Source organism: Nocardiopsis deserti, assembly GCF_008638355.1.
GTDB lineage: Bacteria > Actinomycetota > Actinomycetes > Streptosporangiales > Streptosporangiaceae > Nocardiopsis > Nocardiopsis alborubida.
Window position 1 is genome coordinate 15971 of sequence record NZ_VWVS01000033.1, and the last position, 25700, is coordinate 41670.

Genomic DNA, 25700 nt, shown 5'->3' on the forward strand with positions numbered 1-25700 from the left:
GGGAGCGCCGAGGAGCGGAACGAACGATGTCGTCCCGCCCCTCAGGATTCGGGGGCGGCGGTCACCCCCACCGGGTGTTCAGGCGTTGTCGCGCAGCTGGCCGAGGGTCTCGGTCCGCGACCGCTGTGCCTCCTCGTCCAGTCCCAGGCCGGAGGACCCGGACGCCCCGCAGGAGACGTCCCGCTCCGGGAACTCGCCGTCGACCAGGTAGCTCGTGGCCACGTCCCAGGCGCAGGGGTTGTCGCCGTAGACGTAGGTGCCGTGACCGCTGTCGTCGACGCTCACCAGGCGGGAACGCTGGCCGAACTTCTCGTTCAGCAGGACCCCGCCCAGGTGCGGCGTGACCGGGTCGCGCAGGTTCTGCATGATGAGGACGTCGCCCGGGCCCTCCCCGGTGATCTCCACGGCGGGCTCGGACGGTGCGTCGTTCCAGTAGGCGCAGGGCATGACGTTGGCGGTGGCCGCGCCGTACATCGGGTACCTCTCCCGGTCCTCGGCCACGCCCTCCTGGTACGTGGCCAGGTCCTCGGGCCACTCGACGTCGTTGCAGGTCGTCGCGAGGAACACCGACCAGGGGTTGTCGCCGGGCGACAGCTCGCCCGCTGCCGCACCGGCGCCGCCGAACCCGTGCCCGTCCATGTGCCGCCGCACCGCCTCCTCGTCCGCGAGGCGCACCGACTGCCACAGCTGCGCCGTCCGCCCGTAGCTCCGCTCGTTGTACAACCCCGCGAAGACGGCCAGCCGGAAGACGTGGCCGTTGACACCGGCCACCGGCCCCTCCTCGTCGAGCCGCTCGGCGGTCTCGAAGTAGGTCTCCCGCACCTGTTCGGGCGAGCCGCCCAGGCCGTAGCTGCCGTCGCGCTCCGCCGCCCACGCGGCGAAGTCGGGGAAGGTCTCCTCGAAGCCCAGGGCGTACCTGCGCATGCCGTCGTAGTCGAGGAAGGTGTCGCCGATGTTGCTGTCGAGCACGATCCGGTCGGTGCTCTCGGGGAACATCGAGGCGTAGGCGGCACCCAGCGCCGACCCGTAGGACAGCCCGAAGTAGCTGGCCTCCTCCTCGCCGAGCGCGGCCCGGATCCGGTCCAGGTCGCGGGCCATGTTCGCCGTCGAGATGTGGCGCATCAGCCCGATCTCGTCGCTTTGCGCGCACTGGTCGGCGACCGCCTCGGCGATCGCGGCCTGTCCGGTGACCGCCGCCTCGTCGACCGCGTAGGGCGGGATGTTGCCCAAGTACTCCTGGTCGGTGGTGAAGCCGCAGCTCACCGCGGACGAGTGCCCGACCCCGCGGGTGTCCATGCCGATCAGGTCGTAGCTGTTCAGGACACTGGCGGGCATGCCCAGGGAGGCCAGGTCCGCGGGCATCGACAGCCCGGACCCGCCCGGGCCGCCGGGGTTGAGCAGCAGCACGCCGCGCCTCTGTTCCGGGACCGTGCTGGCCAGCCGCGACACCATGATCTCGATCCCGGCGCCCTCGGGGTCGTCGTAGTCCACGGGCACCGGCACGGTGGCGCACTCCAGCGGGTGCGTCCCGTCCGGGACGTCCTCGGGGCAGGCGCCCCACGCCAGCTCCGTCGTCGGCGCCTCGCCCCGTTCGTCGGCCGTGGCCGGTGCCGCCACGACCAGCGAACCGGCCAGACATACCGCCACCATCGGGGGCAGGCTTCGGCCCGCGTTCCGCCTTCGTCCCATGTCTCCAGCCTCCTGGATGTCGATTTCACCGGCGCTCCCGCTGGCACGGCGCCCCTCCGTCCGTCGCGGAAGGGCCGTGACCGCCGTCGCCGGAGGCACGTGCCCAGCCTGCTGTCACTCCGCCGAGTCCACCAGTGACAACGTGTCATGGGATGACGGTGCGAACCTCACGGAAAAACCGTGACAGGCGCACATCGTTCGTGGGTGGTGTCGGTGTGCGACGGGGGCCGGGCGCCGCGCGCGGGCACGGCCCGGAGCGGCGGGCCGGGCCGCACGGCAGGGGGAGGGCTCGGGCTCACGCCTCCTCAGCGGGGAGGGTGAGCCGGGCCCCGCCCGTGGCGAGGAAGTACGGGGCGGGCACGGGTGGGCGGCGCAGGGCGGCGACGCGACCGGCGGCCTCCCGCCACCAGGGCCGGGCCGCGTGCGTGCCGGTGAAGAAGACCAGGAGCGCTCCGTCCCCGGTGGCCGCGACGCTGGGACCGCAGACGCCCCGCCCCATCCAGCGCGGCGTCGCGGGCCGGTCCGTGTCCAGGATCCGGACCGGCGGGGACCACGCCGCCCGGTCGGCCGCGGGGGCCTGCGCCCGCGTCGCCCACAGCCCCTGGTCGGGGAAGGGCGTGGTGCCGTGCAGGTTGGTGCCCCGGGCCAGCAGCATCGTCCAGCCGTCGGGGCCGCGGTGCAGGGCGTTGTCGAAGAAGCCCTCCCCGCGGGTCGCGAACGTGCGGGACGCGGACCAGCGGAGGCCGTCGGCACTGTCGGCGACCCGCAGTTCGAAGTCGGGCTGCTCACCGGGGCCCACCTCGTGGGGAGCGGCCAGGAACCACATGCGGTAACCACCCTCGACGGCGATGACGGCGGGTTCCAGCACGCTGGGGCGGTCCGTGGAACCGCTCAGCACCGGGTGCGGTCGGCGGCGCCACGAGCCGTCGGCCCGCTGTTCGAGGACGCCGATCGAGTAGAGGCTGCCGGGTCCGTGGTGGCGGGCGGTGCGCCGCCCGGCGTAGTAGACGCGTGCGGGCGCGCTCCGGTGCGGCGGCACGTAGCAGGGGGTGTGCGTCCCCCCGGCGTCCCAGGCACCGCGTGGGGCGTCCGGGACCAGAGGGAGGGGGCGGCCGTGCGCGGAGGCGTCGATCCGCCAGCCGGTGAGGCGCACGTCCGCGCCGACCGGCAGCGTGGCCCGGTACAGGCGGTTGCGGAAGGAGGTGGAGAAACCGCCGACGAACATGCACCAGCGGTCGCCGACGCGGTGCACGTTCGGGTCGCTCAGTCCGAGGAGGCCGCGCGGGACGGTGCCCTCCAGCATGTCCCACTGGACGGTGGGGCCGGTGACGGCGGGGGAGGGGTGCATGGGCCTGGCTCCGTGGTCAGGGCGCGCGCGAGCGCGGACTCCCCTGCGGATCAGGTAGGTCGTTGGGGGAAAGATACCACCGCGCCCCGGGAGGAGGGCTGCCCGCGCCTCCACACCACCCGCCCCCGCTGCGGGGGCCTCCGGCATGAGCGCCTGAACAGGGCATACCGGGCCGACCGCGCCCCCGTGCGTGGCGGGAGCCCGCGTCCGGCGGCCCGTCGCCGCGCGGCGGGCTCAGCTGGTGACGTGCCGGTCGAGCCAGTCCATGAGGGGGCCGGTGGCCCGCCAGTCGGCGCGGACGGTGTCGAGGAGCTTCGCGGAGAGCGGTACGTCGGAGCGCTCCACGTGGCGCTCGGCCCCCAGGGAGCGGTGGCGCAGCAGGTGCACGCGCGGGTGGTCGCCGCTGTACCCGCGGGGGTGGGTCTTGAGGGTGTCGCCGACGATGTCGAAGCCCCGGGCCGTCAGCTCCTCGACGATCCGCGCCAGTCGCGGACCCTGGCGCTCGTCGTCGACGCCGTCGCGGTAGCGCTCCACCTGGGCACCCGACATCGCGTGGTAGCCCGCGCCCGCCGAGAGCCCCTCCGGGCCGAGCTGGAGGTAGTAGCCGACCGACCCCTGGGACTGGCTGACCAGCCCCACGTGGGTCTTGTAGGGGCTCTTGTCGTGGGAGAAGCGCACGTCGCGGTTGGGGCGGCCCACCTTCATCGGGCCGAATTCCTCCTCCAGGGCCTCGGCCAGGGCGCGCGCGGGCTCGCGCACGGCGCGCACGTACACCTCGTGGTGGCCGTGGAAGTAGTCCTTGGAGTTGTCCCGGGCCAGGCCGTCGAAGAACGCGAAGGTCTCCTCGGTGAAGCCGGTGAAGTCCATCCCTCTCCTCCTGCGGTGGCGGACGCGCGCCCGCCGTCCTACCCCCGCGGCGGTTCCCCGAACCCGGCCGCCACCGCCAGCCCCCGGTACCCGCCGGGGGTGAACCGGGGTTCACACGCCGTCCTGTTCGAGGTCGAAGCGCTCGCGTGCCCGCTCGATCTCGGGTGCGTGCGCCGAGATCCAGTCGAGCAGCACGTCCACCGGGTGCCGGAGCGTCTTGCCCAGCGGGGTGATCCGGTACTCGACGGCGACCGGCCGCGAGCCGACGACCGCGCGGTGGACGATGCCGTTGCGTTCGAGGCGGCGCAGGGTCGCGGTGAGCGACTTCTGGGTCACCGCGGGGATCGCGCGGCGCAGTTCGTTGAAGCGCGAGGGGCGCTCGCAGAGCACGTTGAGCACCTCCATCGACCACTTGTCCAGGACCTGGTTGAGGAGCTCGCGGTGCGGCGCGGTGATCCCGAGGCCGTCGTGGGCTGCCTGCCCGGTATCCGTCATGACACCTAGTCTCGTTGCAGTTTCCTTCTTATACCAGGTATCAACATTAGACCTATTCGGAACCAGTTGCGAGGACACAGGAATGACCGTTCAGCGTTTCACCCCCGAGGGCATGATGCAGCCCGCCCCGTACCACCACGTCGCCGTCAGCACCGGTACGCGCCACGTGCACGTCAGCGGACAGATCGCCCGCCGCGCCGACGCGACCCCGGTGGCCCCGGGCGACCTCGCCGGGCAGGTGGCGCAGGCGCTGCGCAACACCGCGACGGGGTTGGCCGGAGCGGGAGCGACCTTCGACGACGTCCTGCGCCTGACCTTCTACGTCACGGCGTGGGAGCCCGGCAAGATCGACGCCTTCATGGCCGGGGTCGCGGAGGTCGCCGAGGAGACCGGTCTCCCGACGCCGCTTCCGCCGTCGTCGCTCATCGGCGTGGACTACCTCTTCGAACCCGACGTGCTCGTCGAGGTCGAGGCGACGGCCATCCTCGACTGACGGCCACCACCACCGGGCGCGGCCCCCAGCCTTCACGGGGGCCGCGTACCTCCTGGGGCGCCGACCCGGCCGGGTGCGAAGCCCGGGAGCGCCTTCCCGCGGTGGTCACGGGCGGGGCGGACCACCGCTGGCGTTCCATGGGCGAGACCGCCCCTCGCGTGCCCCTTGCCTGCTGATGAGAGCCCTCTTGTGCTGATACTTGCCGTGCGACAACAAAAATTCGCTCTGTGGAGTTTGGTGTTGTTCGTGAGGGAACGGTAGTGGTTGCACCGGTGCCGCCCACCGGGCCGCAGCACCCGAACTGCGGTCGGGAGCGGGTCAGAGCACCGGTGTCTGCCCAGGCAGACAGACAGGAGCACACAGGACCAGAGCACCGGGGGTTTCCTCTTGTCCACCACGCTGAACCAGGACACCGTGTCCCAGACCGCCGCCGACCACACGACCCTCATCCCCAGAGCGCACACGTTCGCCTCGGGAGAGGAGACCTCGGCTGAGGAACTGCTCGCCGAACTCCACGGCCTGGCGGAGGACGACCCGCGCGCGGTCAGGCTGCGCGAGCAGGTCGTGGTCCGCTACCAGCCGCTGGTCAACAAGCTCGCCCGCCGCTACAACGGCCGCGGCGAACCGCTGGAGGACCTCAAGCAGACCGCCATGGTCGGCCTGGTCAAGGCCATCCGCGGCTACCAGCCCGACCGCGGCAAGCCCTTCATCTCCTACCTGATGCCCACGGTCACCGGCGAGATCAAGCGGCACTTCCGTGACCACACCTGGGCCATCCGCGTCCCCAGGCGCCACCAGGAGAACCGGATCAAGCTGCGCCAGGTGCTCAACACCTTCCAGCAGACCCACGCGCGCGTCCCCACCAACGCCGAGATCGCCAAGGAGATGGGGCTGGACGAGGAGGAGGTCGTCGAGCTCGTCCAGGCCTCGGAGTCCTACCGCTCCCTCTCGTTGGACGCCCCCGACTCCTCCGACTCCGACGGTCAGGAGGGCGCCCGCCTGGAGGACCACCTGGGCAGCGAGGACGAGGGCCTGGAGCGGATCGTGCAGCGCGAGTCGCTCAAGCCCGCCCTGGCCCGCCTGCCCGAACGCGAACGCGAGATCCTCAAGCTGCGCTTCTTCGGCGACCACACCCAGACCGAGATCGCCGACCGCATGGGCTACTCCCAGATGCACGTCTCCCGGCTGCTGAAGAACACCCTGGAGCAGCTGCGCGAGGACGTGGGCGAGAGCACGCCCGCCAGCGGCTGAGGGCCCCGTCCGTCCCGGAGGGCGACACGGGGGCCGCCCTCGACACCCGTGCGCGCGACGGAGAACAGGGTGCCCCGGCCGGCGGGTGAACACCGGGCCGGGGCGCGGTCACCACCTGCACCAATCAGGAGGAGACCGTGAAACACCCTACCGGTGGGCACCGCAGGCCCTGCCGGGGCCCGGCCGGGCGCCGCCAGCGCCGAGCCAGGCCCCGGGAGGCTGGGCGGTCTTCCCCGCGCTCCCCGGCCAACACCCCTCGGGGCGGTGGGAGTACGTCCTGACGGGCTGACCGGGCTCGGCCATCCGCCGCCCCTGGCCCTGTGCCCCCTGAGCCCTCGACCGCTGTGGGCGGCGTCCGTCACGGACGCCGCCCATCGTTGTGCGCGCGGGAACCGTCGGTGCCCGTCTGGCCCGGGCCCGGCGAACCTGTCGGTTCGCTCCGCTAGCGTGGCCCAGCACATGAGGCCCCACGCCAGCGAAAGGAACCACCCCCTGTGCCCAGAGTCCTCCTCAGAGTCGAAAGCCCCCTGGGCGTCGGCCTCCCCGCTGTCGAACTGCCCGACCTCCCCGACCGGGTCCGCGTACGCGAACTGATCCGGATGCGCGTGCGGGAGGAGGTCGCCCGGTACGCCCTCGACCGTTCCGCCCCCTACCAGGGCCTGGTCACCCCCACCGCCGCCGAGCGTCAGCTCAACACCGCGGCCCGGCGGACCGAACGGCCGACCGTGGACTGGGAGGAACAGGCCGACCTGGCCGAGCGGGCCTTCGAGAAGCAGCGGTTCGTGCTCATCGTCGGGGACCGCCAGGTGGAGTCCCTGGAGGAGTACGTCGACCTGACCGGCGAACCCGAGATCGTGTTCGTCCAGCTCGTTCCGCTGGTGGGTGGCTGACATGACCGAGACCACCGCCGAGACCACCGCGGCCCCGCCCCTCACCTCGATGGTCCCCTCGCCCGCCGGACGGCAGTGGGCAGGACGGACCGCCGAGGAGTTCGCTTCGGGCATCGACGCCAGGGGGAGGAGTTCCTGGGCCTACCGGAGCACGATGCCCGCCCGGGTCGAGGAGGTCCTGGGCCGCCTGCACGCCCCCGGACTGCCGGAGCTGATCGAGGAGTGCGACCGGGTCATACGCGCCCACGCCCCCGACCGGGGTTGGCGGGGGTACACGGGGGTCTCCTCGCTCGACCGGGGCACCCCGCTGCGCGACCTGATCGACCGGTGCGACGACGGACTGAGGGTGCGCCTGGCGGTCTGGTTCCTGGTCAACGCACGGCACCCCCGGCCCGTCGAGGTCGACGGACAGGGGCGCCACAGCGACTACTTCTCCCGCGTTCACCACCGTGCCGCGTTCACCCTGTGCCATAGGGCACTGCCCTGGGACAGCGCCCTGCTCTCCCTGCTTCTGTACGCGCAGGCGCAGGGGCTCACCGACGGGTACGCCCACATCGACGTCTGCGAGCGGGTGGAGGACCACGTCCTGGCGCCGTGCGCGCAACAACTGCACGAGTACCGGGCCCGCTGCCAGGAACGCAGGCGACGTCTGTTCACCTACGAACCCGACGAACCCGAGCCCCATGCGCGCGTACTCCTCCTGCTCCTTCGCCTGGGCGCCCCCCTGGCCGTCGACCACCTCCTCCCCGAGGGGGACCTGTTCGGCGACCTGCTGCGCGAACGCGAACCCTCGCTGGTCACCCGTCCCGGCCTGGCGGAGCTGCTCGTCCACTTCCTGGTTGCACCCGGTCCCCGACCCGGCCGCGAGTGGCGTGAAGGGCTCCGACGCAGGTTGGCCGCGATCCCCGACGCGGAGGACGTGCTGCGGCGCCTGGCCGAGGTGGTGCTGCGCACGCCGCGGGCCGAGGAGGGCCACTTCGGTTCGAGCACGGCCTACTTCCTGATCCACGTGCACAACATCGTCAACGGCCTGGTGTGGGCGGTGCGGGAGCTGGCCTCGGAGGAGGACACCTGGTCGCCGCCCCTGCTGGAGAGGGTCGCGGTGTTCACCGGGACCGGGCCGGGCGGCTCCAAGCTGCTGCGCTCCGAACGCACGGCCTCCGCCTGCGTCCGGATCCTGGCCGAACGCGGTACCGACGAGGCGGTCGCCGTCCTCGCCCGCGTCCGCGCGCGGGTCAAGAAGAAGACCCTGTCCAAGGTGATCGACAGGGCCTTGGGGGAGATCGCCGACCGGCTGGGCATCACCGGGGAGCAACTGCTGGAACGCACCGTCCCCGACTTCGGCCTGGGCCGGGCCGGGACCCGGACCGACCAGCTGGGCGAGCACCCGGTCACGCTGGCCCTGGCCGCGGACGGCAGCGCCGCACTCGGCTTCGCCTCCGCCAGGGGGCGTCCGGTCGCGAGCCCGCCCGCGGCCCTGCGCACGTCGCACCCCGACCGGATCAAGGCGCTGAGGGCCGAACTCAAGGAGCTGCGCCAGGTGGTGGCGGCCGAACGGGTCCGGCTGGAGGAGTTCCTGATCCAGGGGCGGGCGTGGGACGCCGCGTCCTGGATCCGCTATTACCTCGACCACCCGGTCACCGGCGCGCTCGCCCGGCGACTGCTGTGGGAGGTGAGCGCCGACGACGGCCGGACCTGGGTGTGCGGGCTGCCCGGGGCCGACGGGGGCCACTGGCGTCTGACCGACCCCGACGGGACAGAGGTCGCGCACACCGCGACCGTGGACGACGGCGCCCAGGTGCGGCTGTGGCACCCCGTGCGGAGCCAGCCGGAGACGGTGCGGCGGTGGCGGGAGCACCTGACCGATCGTGAGATCGCCCAGCCCCTCAAGCAGGCGTACCGGGAGATCTACCTGCTCACCCCCGCGGAGGAGGCCACCCGGGTCTACTCCAACCGCTACGCCGCCCACATCCTCAAGTACGGGCAGGCCAAAGCCCTGCTCAACGAGCGCGGGTGGAGCGTTCACCAGCTGGGCGGTTGGCACGGCGGCGAGGACGGCCCCGCCGAGCGCGTCTACACCGACCGGGAGAGCGGGGCCTCATGGCGCGTCACCCTCGACATCGCCCTGGTCGACGACGACAACGATCCCGTCCGCAACTGCGGCACCGACCAGGTCCGCTTCCACCGCGCGGGGGAGGGGGAGCCCGCACCGCTGACGGAGGTGTCGGCGCTGGTGCTGTCCGAGGCGATGCGCGACGTGGACCTGGCCGTGGGCGTGTCCTCGATCGCCGCCGACCCCCAGTGGGTCGACCGGGGAGAGAGTGCACACCTGCCCTACTGGCGTCGGGCGGCCTTCGGCGAACTCACCGAGAGCGCCCTCGTACGACGCGAGGCCCTGACGCGTCTGCTGCCGCGGCTGAGCGTGGCCGACCGGTTGGAGGTCGACGGACGCTTCCTGCGTGTGCGCGGGGATCTGCGCTCCTACCGGATCCACCTGGGCAGCGCCAACATCCTGATGGAACCGGACGACTCCTACCTCTGCGTGGTGCCCTCGGGCAGGGGGAGGGGGCCGGGGGTGTTCCTGCCCTTCGAACAGGACGGCGGCCGCCTGGCGCTGATCCTGTCCAAGGCACTGATGCTGGCCAGGGACAGCGCCATCGAGGACGCGAGCATCACCGGGCAGATCCGCCGCGGACTGGAGGAGTAGGGGGGAGTTCGGGGGGTCTGGGAAGCCGCGGAACAGCGGAGCGGAATCCGGAGTCCGGCGCGAGTCCGCGTTCTGGTGTTCCCCCGACCCTGGACTGAGCCGGCCGGAACTGCTCGGGGTCCGCCACCCGGCGGGGCGGCGGACCCCGGCACGTCTTTCACACCCGCCCGGGCGCCGCGCCCTCCAGTTCGTCGACGCCGCCGGACATGATGGTGCGGGCGTGCTCGGTGATGTGCTGGAGTGGCCAGTCCCACCGGGCCAGGTCCGGGAGACGGCGGACGCGGGTTCCGGCGTCCGCCACCGGTGGTGGGCACGGCCGGTTCTCAGGGAGCGCCGAACCACGTGGAGAGCGCCTCGCGCAGCTTGGACGCGGCGCCGTCAGCCGGTTCGTCGACGGCGGCGGCCCAGGCGACGTGGCCGTCCGGGCGGATCAGGAGGACGTCGACCGGCCGGTCGTCGGTTTTGGCGGTGTGGACGTCGACGCGCGGGTGCCAGGCCCGGGCGGTCTCGTGGAGGTCCCCGCGGCCGGTGAGGTCGAGGAGCACGGGACGCGCGGTGTGCATGAGTTCCGCGACGCTGGTCATGCCCTGGTCGGTGTGCAGGGTGAGGTCGGGTGCGAAGGCGCCGACCAGCGCGTGGTGGTCGGCGCCGGGCACCGGGTAGCGGATGTCGGACCCGGCGACGAGCGCTCCCATGCGGCGCAGCGGCTGCTCGTCGGCGAGCAGTTCCTGGAAGACCTCCCGGAGCGCCTCGGCGGCCGGGTCGTGCCCGCGCCGCAGCGCCACCTGGGCCCGGGTGTGCAGCATGGTGCGGGCACCGGCGAGGTGGCGTTCGTCGTGGTAGGTGTCCAGCAGGCCCTCCGGCGCCCAGCCGTGGACGTCGGCGGCCAGCTTCCAGGCCAGGTTGACCGCGTCGAGCATGCCCGCGCTGATCGCCACACCGGTGGCGGGGAACAGGTGCGCCGCGTCACCGGCCAGCAGGACCCGTCCGTCACGGTAGCGCTCGGCCTGGTGGGCCCTGAAGGTGAACCGCGACAGCCGCACCGGTTCTCCCAGGGGCATGTCCACGCCGAGCACGCGGCGGAGGCTGCCCTGGAGTTCGGCCACGGTCATCGGTGTGTCGTCGTCGTACTCGGTGGCCTCGTCCTCGACGGTGTAGAGGGAGGCGACCCCGGAGTCCGACGACGCGCTGACCCCGAGGAGGCCGTGTTCGGTCCGGGTGAAGCCCGCGCGGACCGTGCCGAATCCGGGAACGTCGAGGTCGCCGTTGTCGAGCACGGTCACCGTGTCGGGCAGGGCGACCTGGGCCAGCCGGTTGACCTCCGGGTAGGTGGTGCCGGGGAAGGGGATACCGGCCCGCTCGCGGACCCGGCTGCGCGCACCGTCGCAACCCGCGAGGTAGCGGGTGGTCACCCGGTACGACCCGTCCGGACCGCGCACGTCCACGGTCACCGCGGCGTCGTCCTGGCTCAGCCCGACCACCTCGTGTCCGCGACGGACGTCGACGCCGAGTTCGGCGGCGCGTTCGTCGAGCAGCTGCTCCAGCCGCTGCTGGGGGAGGGGCAGGGCGTGCATCGGGGGATCGGCCAGCTGGGTGAGGTCCAGGTGCACACCGCCGAACGGGAACCGGGGAGCCGGGACGGGACCGGTGCAGGCTGCCTCGAACCGCTCCAGCAGACCCCGGTGGCGCAGCAGTTCCAGGATCTGACCGCCGAGGCCACCGGCCTTGGGGGTGCTTCGACGCTGCGGGTACCGCTCCAGCACCAGCGGCCGCAGCCCGGCCAGGCGCAGTTCGGCGGCCAGCATCAGGCCGGTCGGACCGGCGCCCACGACGATCACGTCAGCGTCCATGCACTTCCTTCCAAGGGGGCGGCGCGAGACGGGCCGTTTCGTGTCGCTCGGGGAGAATGCCCGAGCGGGAGCGTCGGTGTCAAGCACGGCCCGGGCAGTGCCGTTGGGCGGGTGCTTCGACCGGCTCCCCGACGCCCTCTCCGCAGGGGTGGGGGTACGGCCATGAGGGCTCGTCCCCGTAGCCGCCGGTGCGCCCGACCGGGCGCCCGGGGCAGAGGGGACGGGCCGCGCCGAACCCGTCGGGTCCGGCGCGGCCCGGTTCACGTCGTGCCCGGTGCGTCGCCGCGAGGAGTCCGTCCTCAGCGGTCGCGGATCCGAGGCGCTCAACCCCTCGGCTGGGCCGCCTCGGCGCCCTGCTCGACGGCCTCGTCACCAGCCTCGGGCCGCCCGCCGCCGAACACCTCCCCGACGAGCCTCCGCGTCGTCTCCTGGAACGTCTGCGCCAGGGACATCCCGGCGTCGTCGACATAGGTCAGCGAGGCGGTCAGGGTCCTGCTGCCGTCGGCCGTGGCGTACATCAGCGCCGCCGAGCCCGCGATGCCGCCGTTGTGGTGGAAGACGGTGCCGCCGTCGGTCTCCTGGACGAACACCCCCAGGCCGTAGCCGACCTTCGCCTCCGGCGTGCGCATCTGGTCCAGCAGTTCGGTCGGCAGGAGCTTGCCGCCCATCAGCGCGGAGAAGTACGTGTGCAGGTCCCGGGTGGTCGAGATCATGTCACCACCGGCCGAGATCCAGGAGGGGTTCTGGCGGGTGACGTCGACCGTCCTCTCCCGGCCGTCCTCCTCGTACCGGTAGTAGGCGTGGGCGTGCGGCTCGGGGACCTCCGGCGAGGTGCCCGGCGCCACGGTGCCGGTCATTCCCAGCGGTCCCAGGATCAGCCGCTGGAGCTCCTCCGAGAACGAGCGGCCGGTGACCCGCTCGACCAGCAGCCTGGCCACCACGTAGTTGGTGTTGGCGTAGCTCCAGTCCGTCCCCGGCTCGAACCGGGACGGCTTGGACAGCGCCAGCCCTACCAGCTCCTCGGGCGGATAGGTCCGGAACCGGTCCTCCACCCACTCCCGGCCCGCCCAGGTGACCCCCGGCGCGAACGTCCCGTCCTCGTAGAGTTCGCCGGTGTGGTTGAAGATTCCGCTGGTGTGCTGGAGCAGCATCCGTACCGTGATCCGCCGGTCCAGCCCGAACTCGGGCAGGTGGTCGGCTGCCGGGTCGTCCAGCCCGATCCTGCCCTCGGCCGCCAGCATGAGCACCGTGGTCGCGACGAAGTTCTTGGTGGCGCTACCGATCCGGAAGTGCCCGTCGGTCGGCGGCCTCTCCGACTCGCCCAGTCCGCGCGCCCCGGCGCTGCCGACCCACTCGCCCCGCTCGTCGTGCACGCGCAGCTGCATTCCAACGAAACCGGAGTCGACGATCTCCTGCATGGTCTTGTGCAGTTCCGGGCGGTTCTGCTCGTTGGGGGTGACGGACATGGTGGTGCTCCTTCGAGATGGTGACGCGGTTGGACTGAGGGGAGGGGATCGCCGTGCCGCCGGTCAGAGGCTGCGGGCGGTGATGTCGCCGTGGGAGGTGGTGGCGTGGATGTCGAGGGCGGTGGCGCCGTCGTCCTTGAGGGCGTTGTGGACGCGGCCGGAGGGGCCGAAGGCCTGGTGCTTGGGGGTGGGGGCCTGGATGTGCAGGACGCCGTCGTCGTGGGTGATGGTGGTCTGTTCGGCGGCTTGGACGTCGCGGTTCTTGGAGGGGTTGGCGGGCTGGATCTGGACGGTGGTGTCGGTGCGGTCGGCGGCGATGATGTGGATGTGTGCGGCGGGGAGGTTCAGGACGGTGGTGATGGGGGCGGGGGTGGGGAGGGTGTGCATCGTGTTTTTCCTTCTTCTTCAGCGGCGCTGGTGCGGCCCGCTGTTTCTGATGTTGGAAAAGCTACGTTGCGTTCATTGTTGTGGCAACAGGGACTTTGCGTGAAAACCCTGTATCAGCAGGTGGTAGCGGGGAGATTGTTGCAATGGTTTTGGTTCTAATGCAACAAACTCCACCCCGGGCGTTGCAATGGATGGGAATTGAACGCTACGGTCGCCCGCCCTCGGAGACCACGCGGGCTGATGCGCGACGGTGGCCCAACGCGCTGCGGCATGGTGGTCCGGGCGCCGTCGTCGGCTCCGCTGGTGTGGGTGCGAGGCCGACCACCTCCCGGCCTGCGTCGGCAGCGCCCGCACCGGCGTGGCTGACCGCCCCTCCCGGCTCTGCCGTGGCCGCCCCGCGCCACTGACGCAGGGCGGCCAGGCCCCGCCCGACGGGGCCTGGCCGCGGTCAGGCCCTGAAGCGCCGGGAGGGCGTGCGCCAGGAACCGGTGAAGACCGCTGGCGACACTTCCGGGTCTTCGAAGTTCCCGATGCGCTGGCCCTGGAGGAGCTGAAGCGCTGGGAACCTGCCCTTCTCGAACAGGAGGATGCTCAGCGAACCGCCGTACTTGAAACAACCGATCTCCTCCCCCTTGTCCACGTCGACGGGGTTCTCGGGAGTCACCTTGGCGAATTCCGGCCTGAACTCCACGGAGGCGATCGAGTTCAGGCCGACGGGGACCATGCCGACGAGACCGTTGTCGTCTCCTCGCGTGGCGATGACGAGATAACCCCGGCGGAAGCACTCGAACATGCTGTAGTCGTACCCGTATCCGACGTTTCCCTTGTTGAGTAAGTCGGGGAAGTTGCGCATTCCGTAGTAGACTCCGCCGATGTCGTCGCGTGATTCCACCACGCGCCCCGCGACGGGGGAGTGGTACCGGTGGTACGACTTGGGCAGCAGGACGCATGACACCGCGGTGCCCCCGACGAACCTGCTGGCGTAGTCGGACCCGTCGAGCAGCTGCCTGACGTTCATGGCGGCCGTCTTGACCGGGATCCGCGTCTCCTCGGTCAGTTCGTCGACGATCATGTTGATGACGCAGTCGGCCGGGGCGACCACCACGGATTCGTCCTCGGGCGCGTTGACCGGGCGCCTGCCCTCTTTGACCCCTCGGACGAAGAACTCGTTGAAGTTCTTGTAGCCGCCGGGCGGGACGACGTAGTCGTCCATCTTCGGCCCGAGTTCCCTCGTCCACTCGTCCACCAGGCCGAGGGATGCCTCGGAGTCCATGTAGCGACCCTGTAGATCCGTGAAGAGGGCGGTCATCCTGTACCCGGGGCCGGAGGTGACGAAGACCATGCCGTAGTCGTTCTCGTAGTTGATCCAGCTGAACTTCTCGATGTAGTCCAGCCCGCTGGAGACCCCCGGCCGCCACTTGTCCCACTCCCGGAAGAACTCGCACAGGTCGTTGATCGTCTTTCCGCGCCAGTCGTAGCGGACCTCCTCCGGTGCGTCCTCGGGGATCGGTTTCACGTGCCTGATCGCGGCGTCGTACATGGTGGCGAAGCCCTCGAAATCCTCCCTGTACCAGCTCTCGATCAGGTCGACGAACTCCTCGATGTCCTGGATCTCTTCCTTTGGCAATTTCCCCCCTCTGTCGTGTCTGTCAGGTTTGCGCGACTCCGGTGCGGTGGCCGGGGGTCACCCTTTGGGCCCGTTCCCGTCGGCTGTGGAAAGCGGACGAGCGGGCATGGTTTTTCCTCGAAGGATCACTGAACGCCCGCGATGTGATGAGGGCGCGCGGCGTCGAGTGTTCCCGGAGGCCGCGAGGTTCCAACCCCGGGGTGCCTTGTGGGTTTTCCCGCAGCGGGGTTATTGATTGCTATTCCCCTTTGGGGTGGCAATGCGAGGGGTTTGTTGGTGTGGTTTCGGCTGGGGCCCGCCCGGGTTTCTCCCATGTCCGCGCCGGGCTCCGCGAGGCCGTAAGGGGCGCGCCGGTACGACCCACCACGCGTGGGGCGGCTGCCGCCCTTCCAGGCCGACGCCGGGTCGAGGCCGACGGCCGTGCCGCGTCCGGCGAAGAACGCTCCGAAGGTCTCCGGGAGCAGGGCCGCGGCTCGGGAACCGGAGGTGTGGCCGCAGGGATCGCGCCGGTGGACCGGGGGACGCTCCGGAGCACCCTCGCGGCGCTCACATCGCCGAGGCCGACTGGGAAGGCACCACCGACCATGGCCGGTTTCTTCGAACGTCTCCTCGGCCCCGGGCCCGGGAGATGCTCGCCCAGGACCGTGCGGCCGACGCCGTCACGACGGTCTCCCGTGAGACCGGGATGACCGAGGCCGAGGCCGCCCGCTTCGTCGACGCCCTCGACCGCTGAACCCGGCGGCGCCGACGCGCCACCGCGCGGGCGGCTCCCACCCCTGCCGCCGCGAGGGCGGGGGAGGGGTCCGCCCGTCGGCTCACAGGCCCTCGCCGAGGGCGGCGACGACCTCGGGAGGATAACCGGCGGCGGCCAGCGGGGTGACCACGTCGCGGACCAGGTCGGGCAGATAGCCGAACAGCACGTCGGCCGGGCCCGCGATCTCCACCTCGCCCACCGCGGCCGGGAGCAGCAGCGTCCGGGCCCGGCCCAGCTCCCCCTGCCAGTCCCCGGCGCGCACCCGGACGGGCGCCCCGACGTTGGTGAGGACCTGCGCGGTGGCGAACGCGTGGCGCAGGGGCTCTGCGGTGCCAGCGTGCCAGCGTTCGAGCGCGAAGTGCGGTCCGGCGCAGCAGAACACCCGTTCCACCCTGTCGCCGACCCCGATCCTCAGCCCCGGGTGGAAGTCGGGCCTGTGCTCCGGCCGGACCTGGGCCATCAGCGCCTCCAGGTTCGCGCGCCACCGCTCGTCCGGGACCGGTGAGCCGTCCTCCATGTCCCAGCGCATCGCGTGCTGCTGGATGTCGGAGGTCTGCTCGATCTCGTAGACCAGGGTCCGCGGGCCGAAGCTGTGCACCGTGCCGCCCGGGACGTAGACCGTCTCGCCGGGCCGCACCGGCAGACGGCGCAGCACGGCGTCGAAGTCCTGGGCGAGCAGCGCCCGGTGGAGCTCCTCCCCGGACACCCCGCTCCTGACCCCGCACAGCGCGGTGGCACCGGGGGGCGCGTCGAGGATGTGCCAGGCCTCGGTCTTGCCGTTGGGCTGCCCCTCCAGCCGCCGGGCGGTGGCGTCGTCGGCGTGCAGGTGCACCGGCAGCGTCCCGGAGGCGTCGATGAACTTGGTCAGCACCGGGAAGACCTCCCCGGACCAGCCCTCGCCCACCAGCTCCTCCGGACACCGCGCGACGAGCTCGCGCAGCGACCGGCCGGCGAGGGGCCCGTCGAGTACCGTGCTGCCGTTTCCGTCGACGTCGCTGACCTCCCAGGTCTCCGCGATCGCCCAGTCAGGCAGCCCCTCCCTGCCCAGGTGGCGGGCGATGGCGTGGCCGCCGAACACCAGCTGCCGGGCCGGAGCGCTCACCCTCAGCGGGTACCAGTCCACGGCCGTCCCCGTCACAGGACCGGTTTGCCGCCGGTGACCGCGACGCGGGCACCGGAGACGTAACTGGCCTCGTCCGACGCCAGCATCACGTACACCGGAGCCAGTTCGGACGGCTGTCCGGCGCGGCCCAGCGGCACCTGGGAGCCGAAGCCCTCCACCTGCTCGGGCGGCATGGTCGAGGGGATCAGCGGGGTCCAGATCGGTCCCGGCGCCACGGAGTTGGCCCGGATGCCCTTGGGGGCCAGCATCTGGGCCAGCGTGGCGGTCATGTTGGCGATGCCCGCCTTGGTGACGTTGTAGGGCAGCAGGGTGGGCGGCGGGGCGTCGGAGTTGACCGACGTGCTTCCGATGATCGAGGAGCCGGGCCGCATGTGCGGCACGGCGGCCTTGGCGAGGTGGAAGAACGCGCTGAGGTTGGTGGCCAGGGTGTGGTCCCACTCCTCGTCGGGGATCTCCTCCAGCGTCTCGTGGGTCATCTGGAAGGCGGCGTTGCTGACCAGGACGTCCACCCGGCCGAACTCCTCCACCGCCTTCGCGACGAGGGCGCGGCAGTGGGCCGGGTCCGCCAGGTCGCCGGGGACCAGGACGGCCCTGCGGCCCGCCTCGCGCACCCAGCGCCCGGTCTCCCGCGCGTCGTCGTGCTCGTCCAGGTAGCCGATGAGCACGTCGGCGCCCTCGCGGGCGAAGGCGATGGCCACCGCCCGCCCGATGCCGCTGTCGGCGCCGGTGATGACGGTCGCCTTGCCGGTGAGCCTCCCCGATCCCCGGTAGGTCTCCTCACCGTGGTCGGGCCTGGGGTCCATGGCGTCGGTGCGGCCGGGCGGGGTCTGCTGCTGTGCGGGCTGGGGCACGAGGTCCTCCCGTAGGTGAAGTGACCACAAGGCTACGTTCCGTGCGCGCCTTTGGCGGGGAGGGGCGCGGCGGTCCCGGCGAAAGCCGGACTCCGCGCCGGACGCGTCCCCGTGGACCGGGTCCCGGATCGCGGCGGCGCCGGGTCGCACGCCACCGCGCGGAGCGTCGCGGCCGAGGGCGCCTGGACCTCCCGCGGAACTCCCCGAGGCCCGCTTCGGCAGTGTGCCCACGGACGTGTCCACCGGTCAGAGCACGTCCTGGGACTGGCCTCCGGAAGCGGACTGTCGCCGTGGGCCCGGATGTCCTAGGGTGTGCTGGTCCGTTCCGTGAACGCCGTAGGAGGAGGTGGTCGTGATGGGGATGTTGGCCTAGCCGCCCGCCCGGAGGGTCCGGGAGAGGGCGGCGGGTTCCGGAAGGAACGAGATGTCCCGTACGGACAAGACCAAACCGCTGTGGGTGCGCCAGCGCGAACACGGGGCGGTGGCGCTGCACGACCACAGCCACGGCCCCTGCGACCTGCCGCCGGAACCGACGCGTGCGAGGCCCGACACGCGGTGCCAGTGGAGCCACCCTGACTCGGTGGTGATGAGCCACAGATGCTGTTCCGGGTGCCACAGGCGCGGATGCACCGCGGAGTGGCAGCAGTACGTCAAAGCCGACAACCGCAGGCGCCGCCACGGTGACCGCCTCCTGACGCACCGCTGGGTGCGCGAGGCGAACAGCCGCTGAGGGGGCTCTTCCGCGTCCCTCCGCGCGGGTGCGTCCGTTGCGCGGAGGACGCGGGGTCCGTCCCCGTCCGGCGGGTCCCTGCGGCCAGAGGGCCGCCACGCGTCCCGCGGGGTCGAGAACTCTTCGCGGAGGGGTTCTCCACCGTTCTATTCTAGTACTAGAATATCTGCGTGGAACTGACACCCGCCGAACTCACCGTCCTGGGCCTGGTCATCGAGCGCCCCCAACACGGCTACGACCTGGAACAGGTCATCGAGCGCCGCGGCGTCCGCCAGTGGACGGACATCGGCTTCTCCTCGATCTACTACCTGCTCACCAAGCTGGAGAAGCGGGGACTGGTCCACGTCCCGGAGACCCCCGCCGCCGCGAAGTCCCGCCGCGTGTTCCACGCCACCGAAGCCGGAAGGCGGACGGCGCGGCGCGGCGCGCTCGACCTCATCCGGGAGCCGCGCCCGGTGGCGCATCCGCTGCTGGCGGGTGTGGCCAACCTGCCCCTGCTCTCCGAGCGCGAGTACGCCGGGGCGCTGCGCGCCCGGCTGGCCCGGGTGGAGGAGCGCATCGCCGCGGTCCGGGAGGCCGAGCGGGCGCAGGCCCCCTTCGCGCACGCGGCGCGCGAGGTGTTCTCGTACTCACTGAGCCTCCTTGAGGCGGAGAGGTCGTGGCTCGCCAGCCGAGTCCAGGTGCCCGATGACGGACAAGACTGACTTCAAGAGGACCCTCGACGCCTACCAGGCGAAACGGGGCCGGTTCCGGATCACGGAGGTGCCGGACCTGCGCTACCTCATGATCGACGGCCACGGGGACCCCAACACCTCCCCGGCCTTCACCGAGGCGGTCGAGGCGCTCTACCCGGTGGCCTACAAGCTCAAGTTCGCCAGCAGGCGGGACCTCGGGCGCGACTACGTCGTCATGCCCCTGGAGGGCCTGTGGTGGGCCGAGGACATGGACGCCTTCACGGCGGCGCGTGACAAGTCGCAGTGGGACTGGACGATGATGATCATGGTCCCGGACTGGATCGGCCAGGACATGTTCGCCGCCGCCGTGGAGCGGGTCGCGGCGAAGAACAGGCCCGCGCGCCTCGGCGACGTCCGCCTGGAGTCGCTGGCGGAGGGGCGCTGCGTGCAGACGCTGCACGTCGGCTCCTTCGACGGCGAGGCGGACGTGCTCCGGCGGATGCACCACGAGTTCATCCCGGACCACGGGCTGCGCATGCTCGGCAGGCACCACGAGATCTACCTCAGCGACTTTCGCAGGGTCGCGCCGGAGAAGCTGCGCACCATCCTCAGGCAACCGGTCGGCGCCCTCACGGAGTGAGCCCGGGGACGCGCCGACCGGCGGGCTCCGCCGGAGCCTCACCTGAGGGGGTCCGGCAGGGCCTGCCACTCCGTGGCGGCCCTGCCTAACCTGGGGTTATGGACAAGAAGACCGTGCGCGAGTTCCTGGTCACCAGACGAGCGCGGGTGACACCGGAGCAGGTGGGGATCCCCGCCTACGGGGACGACCGCCGGGTGCCCGGGCTGCGCCGCGAGGAGGTCGCGATGCTCGCGGGGGTAAGCATCGACTACTACACCCGGCTGGAGCGCGGCAACATCGCCGGCGCCTCCGACAGCGTGCTGGACGCGATCTCCCGGGCCCTGATGCTGGACGATGTCGAGCGCGCCCACCTGTTCGACCTCGCCCGCGCCGCCTCCGGCGCCCGTGCCCGCCCCGCCGAGCCGCCGGTCCCGGCCGTGCGGCCCTCGGTGCAGCGGATGCTGGACGCGATGGACACACCCGCCATCGTCCACAACGCCCGCCAGGACCTGGTGGCCGCCAACCGCCTGGGCCGGGCCCTGTACGCGCCGCACTTCGACACCGAACGGCGCCCGCCCAACATGGCGCGGTTCGTCTTTCTGGACCCCCGTGCCCGGGACTACTACGTCGACTGGCCCCTGGCCAGGCGCACCACCTCCGCGATGATGCGCCTGGAGGCCGGGCGCAACCCGCTGGACGGGGAGCTCACCGCGCTGATCGGGGAGCTGTCGGCGCTCAGCACCACCTTCAGGAAGGACTGGGACCGCCACAACGTCCACAGCCACCGCACCGGCACCAAGGCGTTCCGCCATCCCGACGTCGGCCTCGTCGAGGTCACCTTCGACGTGTTCGAACCGGCCGGTGAGGAGCGGTTGTGGATCGTCACCTACACCGTCGAACCCGGTACCCCCTCGGCTGACGCCCTCGCCCTGCTGGGAACCCTCGCCGCCACCCATGAGGAGACTGACCACGGACACGGCGGCACCGGGGTCGACCTGCCCGACCGGTCCTGACAGGCCGAGGGCACCCGCTCCGCCAAGCGCCTGCTCAACAAGCGCCGCCGTAGAGAAGCGCGGCACGCCAGGGGCGTGGCCACGTGGACCGGAGGAACCGGGCCTCACAGGCCGTCTTCGGCTGCCGGGGCTGCGGCGTCGCCCAGCACGCGGACCGCGGTGCTTCCCGTGTCCTGGCCCGCAGGGGCCGGGAGGCGTGGGACGCGGGGCGCAGGTCACACGTCCCACCCGACCACCCCCAGCGGAGTGGCCGGGTCAGACGCGGCGGGCTCCCCCGCGCCCAGCGGGGTGGTGCAGCTGCACGCTCGGTCCCTTCAGGGCCGAGGAACTGACCTGAGCTTGCCGGGCTGTTCCCGCGCCTGGTCGCGCCCGGCCCCGCCATCCTCAGAGGGCTCCTCGCGCAGGTCGGGGGCCGTGGGCAGGGGCTCGGGCCGGTCCGGTCGCTCGGCGGTCGCCTTGCGCCCGGGCAGGAAGGCGGCGATGACGAAGGCGGTGAGCGCGGCGAGGGCGCCCAGGCCCAGGACCAGGGTGAAGGCCTCCCGGGCGGGGAAGACCTCTCCGCCCGCGGTCATGGTCACGTTGGCGATGACCACGCCCGCGACGGCGCTGGCCACCGAGGTGCCGATGGAGCGCATCAGGGTGTTGAGGCTGTTGGCCGCCGCGGTCTCGGTTCGGGGCACGGCCGCCATGACCAGGGCGGGCATGGCCCCGTAGGCCAGGCCCACACCCGCGCCGATGACGGTGGAGGCGATCACGAGCTGCCAGAGGGCGGACATGAACACCAGGCTCAGGCCGTAGCCGAGCGCGACCAGCAGGGCGCCCACCATCAGGGTCGTCTTCGGTCCCAGGGCCCGGGAGATACGCGCCGAGACCGGCGACATCGCCATCATCACCAGCCCGTTGGGCGCCATCACCAGGCCCGCGACCAGGATCGTCTGCCCGAAGCCGTAGCCGGTGACCTCGGGCATCTGGAGCAGCTGCGGGATGACCAGGGACATGGCGAACATGGAGAAGCCGAACACCAGGGACGCGGTGTTGGTCAGCAGCACCTGGCGTCGCACGCTGACGCGCAGGTCGACCAGCGGGTGCGGCGTACGCAGCTCCCACCAGCCCCACACCAGGAGCACCACGACCGCGACGGCGAGCATGGCGGCGGGCACACCGCTGCCCCAGCCCCAGTCCGAGCCCTTGGAGACCGCGAGCAGCAGCAGGAGCAGCGCCACGGACAGGCCCACCGACCCGGGCAGGTCGAACCTGCCGCCGGTACGGACACCGGAGTCCGGGATCAGGGTGCGCACCAGCACGGCGGCCACGGCCGCCAGTGCCGCGGCGACCCAGAACAGCACGTGCCAGTCCGCCTCCTGCACGACGAGGGCGGCGGCGGGCAGCCCGAGCGCGCCGCCCACCCCGAGCGAGGCGCTCATCAGCGCGGTCGCTCCGCCGAGCCGTTCGGGGGGCAGCACGTCGCGCATGATGCTGATGCCCAGGGGGATGACCCCGGCCGCCAGCCCCTGGAGGGCGCGGCCGACGACCATCGGCACCAGGCTGTGGGCCAGGGCGCACAGCACCGAGCCGACCACGAGGACGGCGAGGCTCAGCAGCAGCATGCGGCGCTTGCCGTACATGTCGCCCAGACGGCCGACCGTCGGGGTGGCGACCGCGGCCGCGAGCAGCGTGGCGGTGATCGCCCACGCGGTGTCCCCGGCCGTGGCGCCCAGCAGGTCGGGCAGGACGGGCACGAGCGGGATGACCAGGGTCTGCATGAGCGAGACGACGATCCCGCCGAAGGCCAGGACGGCGACGATCACGTTCGGCCGCACGGGAGGAGCGGCGTCGCCGGGCGCTGCTGCTCCGCCAGGGGCATGGGTCATAGGAGTGGGTCCCCGTTTCCGGACGTACGAAAGCGCCCACTTTTAAGTCAGGCGCATGACTTACACTAACAGTACGTACCCGGACAGCGCCCGCTGTCGGGTGGAGAGGTGAGGAGGGCCACAGTGGGCGGATCGTTCGGCGACGGCTCCCGCGATCCGGCGGGGAGCGTCCGTGCTGACCGGGGCCGGGGACGGGGACGGGGTCAGGCCCCGGCGCGGCCCGAGCCGGTGGGCGGCCGGAGTCCGGGATCGGTACGGTGGTCCCTGTGAGTGGCAGGGTGACGAGGTCGGACCGGGTCGCCGCGACGCGGGAGACGATCCTGGCGGCGGCGGAGCGGCTCTTCGCCGAGCACGGACTGGCCGGTGTCTCCAACCGCCAGATCAGCCAGGAGGCGGGGCAGGGGAACAACACGGCGGTCAGCTACCACTTCGGCTCCAGGGACGGCCTGGTGTGCGCGATCGTGCGCAGGCACAACGAACAGATCGAGAAGCTGCGCCTGCGCATGGTGCTGAGGTTCGACGGGTCCGACCGGGTGAGGGACTGGATCGCCTGCATGGTGGAACCCCTCGCCCAGCACCTCGCCGACCTGGGCACGCCCAGCTGGTACGGAAGGTTCAGCGCCCAGGCCATGAGCGACCCCGCCTACCGTGAGACCGTGGCCGGTGAGGCCCTCAACTCCCCCTCCCTGGTCCGGGTGGGGGAGGAACTGCTCAGGTGCCTTCCCGAGATGCCGACCGAGGTCCGCCGGGAGCGCCAGGACATGGCGCGTCAGCTCATGGTCCACACGATCGCCGAGCGCGAGCGGGCCCTGGCCGAGGGGGCCGACACCCCCAGGGACTCCTGGCACCGGGCCGCCGTCGGACTGACCGACGCCCTCACCGGCCTCTGGCTCGCCCCCGTCACCGAGCCCGCCACGCGGGACTGACGGGAGACGCGCCCGTGGTGACCCGCCGCCCGGAGGCCCCGCTGACCGCTCCGCGCTCCAGCCGGGTGTAGTACTCCACGCTCACCCCGGCCAGGACGGCGACCTCGCTGCGGCGCAGACCCTCCACCCGACGGTTCCCGCCCGTCGGCAGCCCGACCTGCTCCGGGCTGACCCTGGCTCGCCGTGAGACGAGGGGTTCCCGCACGTCGGCTCGGTCGTCCATACCGTCCACGGTAAGCCGGGACCCGGGCACGGGGGAGCCCCTCGCAGTGCCTCCCTCAGGCGGGACCTCCACCCACGGGGGAGAGATGGTGCGGTGGGGGCCGAGGAGGCAGAGAACCGTGGGGGCAGGCACGCGCGCCGTCGTCGTGCACGGCCCCGGAGACCGCGTCACCGCGGCCTGTGTCCGTGGCTCCGACCTGTGGCCCTGCCGCGGCGTCGAGCAGCAGGGCGGTGGACGAACGCCGCGCCACCGAGGCGCTGCTCACCCCCTGAACCGTTCCGCTCCCCACCGGCGGACCGCCGCGGTGTTCGGGGGCGGCCGGGTGGGACGGCCGCCCCGGCCCGGGCGGGCGACCGGCGCCGGGGCGTCGGGCCCGCCTCGGTGCGGGAAGCACGTCGGGAGGGAGGACTTCTCCTGATCGGGCCGGGGACTCCCGTTGACCCAACATATCAACGAGCGTTAGTTTGTTGGTATGTCTTCCGACTCCTGCGAACTCCTCTGCCTCGACCTCCCCCAGGCCGAGGCGGTCCGCGCCCGCGTGCCCGCCGACGAGGGCGTCCGGCTCGCCGCCGACCGCGCCCGGGCCCTGGCCGACCCGACCCGGCTGCGCATCGCCAGCGCTCTGGCGGTCGGCGACGAACTGTGCGTGTGCGACCTGGCCTGGGTCTGCTCGGCCTCGCAGAACCTCGTCTCCCACCACGTGCGCCAGCTGCGGACCGCCGGGCTGGCGTCCTCCCGACGCGAGGGCAAGCTCGTCATGTACCGCCTCACCGACGCGGGACACACCCTGCTGGCACTGCTGCTGCCCGACTCCGAACCAGCTGTCAGAGAGGGCTGAACCGTGTCCGACCTGTGCTGCGGCGGCGAGGAACCTGAGCCCCGCCGGGACCGCCCACCGCTGAACCTGACACCCGCACCGACGTCCCAGGCGCCCGCCTCGGTCACGTGTTCCTGCTGCTCGGGCGGTGACGCCCGCGGGCGCCCCCGCCCGGTCACCCCCGGCGGCGGTCACGCCGGTGCCGGGGCGGCGGCCGACACCGACGGCTGCGGCGACCCCACCTGCGGCGCGGACGCTCCCGAACCGGAGGGTGCGCCGGGTGCGTGGTGGAACTCGGCCACCGTCCGGTGGGCGGGCCTGGCCGGTGCCCTGTGGCTGTCCGGACTGGTCAGCGAGTGGCTCACGCAGACCCCGGTCCTGCCGACCGTGCTGTTCGCGGGGGCGGTCGCGGCGGGCGGGCGGACCTTCGTCCCCGGCACCCTGCGCGCCCTGGTCCGCGGGAAGCTGGGCGTGGGCACGCTGATGACCGTGGCCATGGCCGGCGCGGTCCTGCTCGGCGAGGTGGGCGAGGCCGCCATGCTCGCCTTCCTGTTCTCCCTGGCCGAGGCCCTGGAGGACCATGCCGTGGCCCGTACCCGCCACGGTCTGCGCGCTCTGCTCGACCTGGTCCCGCCCCGCGCCACCGTGCTGCGCGAGGGCCGCGAGGCCACCGTCGACCCCGCCGAGCTCAGCGTCGGGGACCTGCTCCTGGTCCGGCCCGGCGAGCGGATCGCCACCGACGGCGTCGTCCGCTCGGGCCGCTCCACCGTGGACACCTCCACCGTCACCGGTGAGTCCGTCCCCGTCGAGGCCGTCGTGGGGACCGAGGTGTTCGCCGGGACCGTCAACGGCGGCGGCGCCCTGGAGGTGGGGGTCACCGCCCGGGTGGCCGACAACTCCCTGTCCCGCGTCGTGCACATCGTCGAGCGCGAGCAGGCGCGCAAGGGCGCCGCCCAGCGCCTGGCCGCCCGGATCGCCCGCCCGCTGGTGCCCGGAATCCTCGTCGCGGCGGCCCTGATCGCCGCCGCC

23 protein-coding genes and 1 pseudogene are annotated in these 25700 nt (G+C 72.3%); 11 read left to right on the forward strand and 13 right to left on the reverse strand.

The genetic code is table 11. The features are described from left to right. Positions 1–78: 78 nt before the first annotated feature. The 4 genes from FYW99_RS30500 to FYW99_RS30515 all read right to left on the reverse strand — a co-directional run bounded on the left by FYW99_RS30500 (position 79) and on the right by FYW99_RS30515 (position 4399). Positions 79–1650, reverse strand: a complete 1572-nt coding sequence (locus FYW99_RS30500; RefSeq protein WP_150255872.1) for an alpha/beta hydrolase — start codon at positions 1648–1650, stop codon at positions 79–81. A 334-nt stretch (positions 1651–1984) separates the two neighbouring features. Further along, a complete protein-coding gene (locus FYW99_RS30505) occupies positions 1985–3037 on the reverse strand; it encodes a hypothetical protein (protein WP_223839822.1) in 1053 nt (350 codons plus the stop codon). 234 nt (positions 3038–3271) lie between these two features. After that, a complete protein-coding gene (locus tag FYW99_RS30510) occupies positions 3272–3904 on the reverse strand; it encodes a DUF2461 domain-containing protein (protein WP_150255874.1) in 633 nt (210 codons plus the stop codon). Positions 3905–4015: 111 nt separating this feature from the next. Beyond that, a complete protein-coding gene (locus FYW99_RS30515) occupies positions 4016–4399 on the reverse strand; it encodes a winged helix-turn-helix transcriptional regulator (protein ID WP_150255876.1) in 384 nt (127 codons plus the stop codon). A gap of 82 nt (positions 4400–4481) precedes the next feature. Here FYW99_RS30515 and FYW99_RS30520 point away from each other — a divergent pair, with 82 nt between their 5' ends. The 4 genes from FYW99_RS30520 to FYW99_RS30535 all read left to right on the forward strand — a co-directional run bounded on the left by FYW99_RS30520 (position 4482) and on the right by FYW99_RS30535 (position 9740). After that, a complete protein-coding gene (locus tag FYW99_RS30520; protein ID WP_150255878.1) occupies positions 4482–4892 on the forward strand; it encodes a RidA family protein in 411 nt (136 codons plus the stop codon). Positions 4893–5279: 387 nt separating this feature from the next. Continuing rightward, positions 5280–6143, forward strand: a complete 864-nt coding sequence (locus FYW99_RS30525) for a SigB/SigF/SigG family RNA polymerase sigma factor (protein ID WP_150255880.1) — start codon at positions 5280–5282, stop codon at positions 6141–6143. Positions 6144–6637: 494 nt separating this feature from the next. Next, entirely contained in the window at positions 6638–7033 is a 396-nt protein-coding gene (locus FYW99_RS30530; protein WP_150255882.1) for a hypothetical protein, read from the forward strand. 1 nt (position 7034) lies between these two features. Then, entirely contained in the window at positions 7035–9740 is a 2706-nt protein-coding gene (locus FYW99_RS30535) for a DUF4132 domain-containing protein (protein ID WP_150255884.1), read from the forward strand. 157 nt (positions 9741–9897) lie between these two features. Here the strand turns inward: FYW99_RS30535 and FYW99_RS30540 are convergent, their stop codons facing one another. The 7 genes from FYW99_RS30540 to FYW99_RS30575 all read right to left on the reverse strand — a co-directional run bounded on the left by FYW99_RS30540 (position 9898) and on the right by FYW99_RS30575 (position 17798). Continuing rightward, the gene (locus tag FYW99_RS30540; protein WP_223839824.1) at positions 9898–10041 is read right to left on the reverse strand and encodes a hypothetical protein; all 144 of its coding nucleotides are present in this window, start codon (positions 10039–10041) and stop codon (positions 9898–9900) included. A 22-nt stretch (positions 10042–10063) separates the two neighbouring features. After that, the gene (locus FYW99_RS30545) at positions 10064–11590 is read right to left on the reverse strand and encodes an FAD-dependent monooxygenase (protein ID WP_150255886.1); all 1527 of its coding nucleotides are present in this window, start codon (positions 11588–11590) and stop codon (positions 10064–10066) included. A gap of 323 nt (positions 11591–11913) precedes the next feature. After that, positions 11914–13056, reverse strand: a complete 1143-nt coding sequence (locus FYW99_RS30550; protein ID WP_150255888.1) for a serine hydrolase domain-containing protein — start codon at positions 13054–13056, stop codon at positions 11914–11916. A 63-nt stretch (positions 13057–13119) separates the two neighbouring features. Beyond that, the gene (locus FYW99_RS30555) at positions 13120–13443 is read right to left on the reverse strand and encodes a hypothetical protein (RefSeq protein ID WP_150255890.1); all 324 of its coding nucleotides are present in this window, start codon (positions 13441–13443) and stop codon (positions 13120–13122) included. Positions 13444–13891: 448 nt separating this feature from the next. Beyond that, the gene (locus FYW99_RS30560) at positions 13892–15070 is read right to left on the reverse strand and encodes a phosphatidylserine decarboxylase (RefSeq protein ID WP_150255893.1); all 1179 of its coding nucleotides are present in this window, start codon (positions 15068–15070) and stop codon (positions 13892–13894) included. 815 nt (positions 15071–15885) lie between these two features. After that, positions 15886–16962 (reverse strand): class I mannose-6-phosphate isomerase, encoded by a 1077-nt coding sequence (locus tag FYW99_RS30570; RefSeq protein ID WP_223839826.1) that lies wholly within the window; start codon positions 16960–16962, stop codon positions 15886–15888. After that, the gene (locus FYW99_RS30575; RefSeq protein WP_190394882.1) at positions 16959–17798 is read right to left on the reverse strand and encodes an SDR family oxidoreductase; all 840 of its coding nucleotides are present in this window, start codon (positions 17796–17798) and stop codon (positions 16959–16961) included. The genes FYW99_RS30570 and FYW99_RS30575 overlap by 4 nt, the downstream gene beginning before the upstream one ends. A 424-nt stretch (positions 17799–18222) precedes the next feature. Between FYW99_RS30575 and FYW99_RS30580 the strand changes: the two genes are divergently transcribed. From FYW99_RS30580 to FYW99_RS30595, 4 genes are all read left to right on the forward strand, one after another. Further along, positions 18223–18528 (forward strand): hypothetical protein, encoded by a 306-nt coding sequence (locus tag FYW99_RS30580; protein ID WP_150255895.1) that lies wholly within the window; start codon positions 18223–18225, stop codon positions 18526–18528. 170 nt (positions 18529–18698) lie between these two features. Continuing rightward, entirely contained in the window at positions 18699–19232 is a 534-nt protein-coding gene (locus tag FYW99_RS30585; protein WP_150255897.1) for a PadR family transcriptional regulator, read from the forward strand. Beyond that, a complete protein-coding gene (locus FYW99_RS30590; RefSeq protein ID WP_150255900.1) occupies positions 19216–19842 on the forward strand; it encodes a GyrI-like domain-containing protein in 627 nt (208 codons plus the stop codon). Before FYW99_RS30585 ends, FYW99_RS30590 begins: the two co-directional genes overlap by 17 nt. Before the next feature lie 98 nt (positions 19843–19940). Next, the gene (locus tag FYW99_RS30595; protein ID WP_150255902.1) at positions 19941–20834 is read left to right on the forward strand and encodes a helix-turn-helix transcriptional regulator; all 894 of its coding nucleotides are present in this window, start codon (positions 19941–19943) and stop codon (positions 20832–20834) included. A gap of 314 nt (positions 20835–21148) precedes the next feature. Here the strand turns inward: FYW99_RS30595 and FYW99_RS30605 are convergent, their stop codons facing one another. Further along, positions 21149–22705: an MFS transporter gene (locus FYW99_RS30605; RefSeq protein WP_394350389.1), complete on the reverse strand. Its 1557-nt coding sequence runs from the start codon at positions 22703–22705 to the stop codon at positions 21149–21151. 257 nt (positions 22706–22962) lie between these two features. Between FYW99_RS30605 and FYW99_RS30610 the strand changes: the two genes are divergently transcribed. Next, on the forward strand, positions 22963–23631 hold the full coding sequence (locus FYW99_RS30610; protein ID WP_223839828.1) for a TetR/AcrR family transcriptional regulator: 669 nt from the start codon (positions 22963–22965) through the stop codon (positions 23629–23631). Positions 23632–23662: 31 nt separating this feature from the next. Here FYW99_RS30610 and FYW99_RS30615 read toward each other — a convergent pair. Continuing rightward, positions 23663–23854, reverse strand: a pseudogene (locus FYW99_RS30615) (transcriptional regulator); the annotation flags it as partial. A 472-nt stretch (positions 23855–24326) separates the two neighbouring features. Between FYW99_RS30615 and FYW99_RS30620 the strand changes: the two are divergent. Both FYW99_RS30620 and FYW99_RS30625 read left to right on the forward strand, forming a co-directional pair. Then, on the forward strand, positions 24327–24692 hold the full coding sequence (locus tag FYW99_RS30620; RefSeq protein ID WP_150255907.1) for an ArsR/SmtB family transcription factor: 366 nt from the start codon (positions 24327–24329) through the stop codon (positions 24690–24692). Positions 24693–24695: 3 nt separating this feature from the next. Next, the coding region (locus FYW99_RS30625; protein ID WP_150255909.1) for a P-type ATPase actuator domain-containing protein at positions 24696–25700 on the forward strand (1005 nt) is incomplete at its 3' end.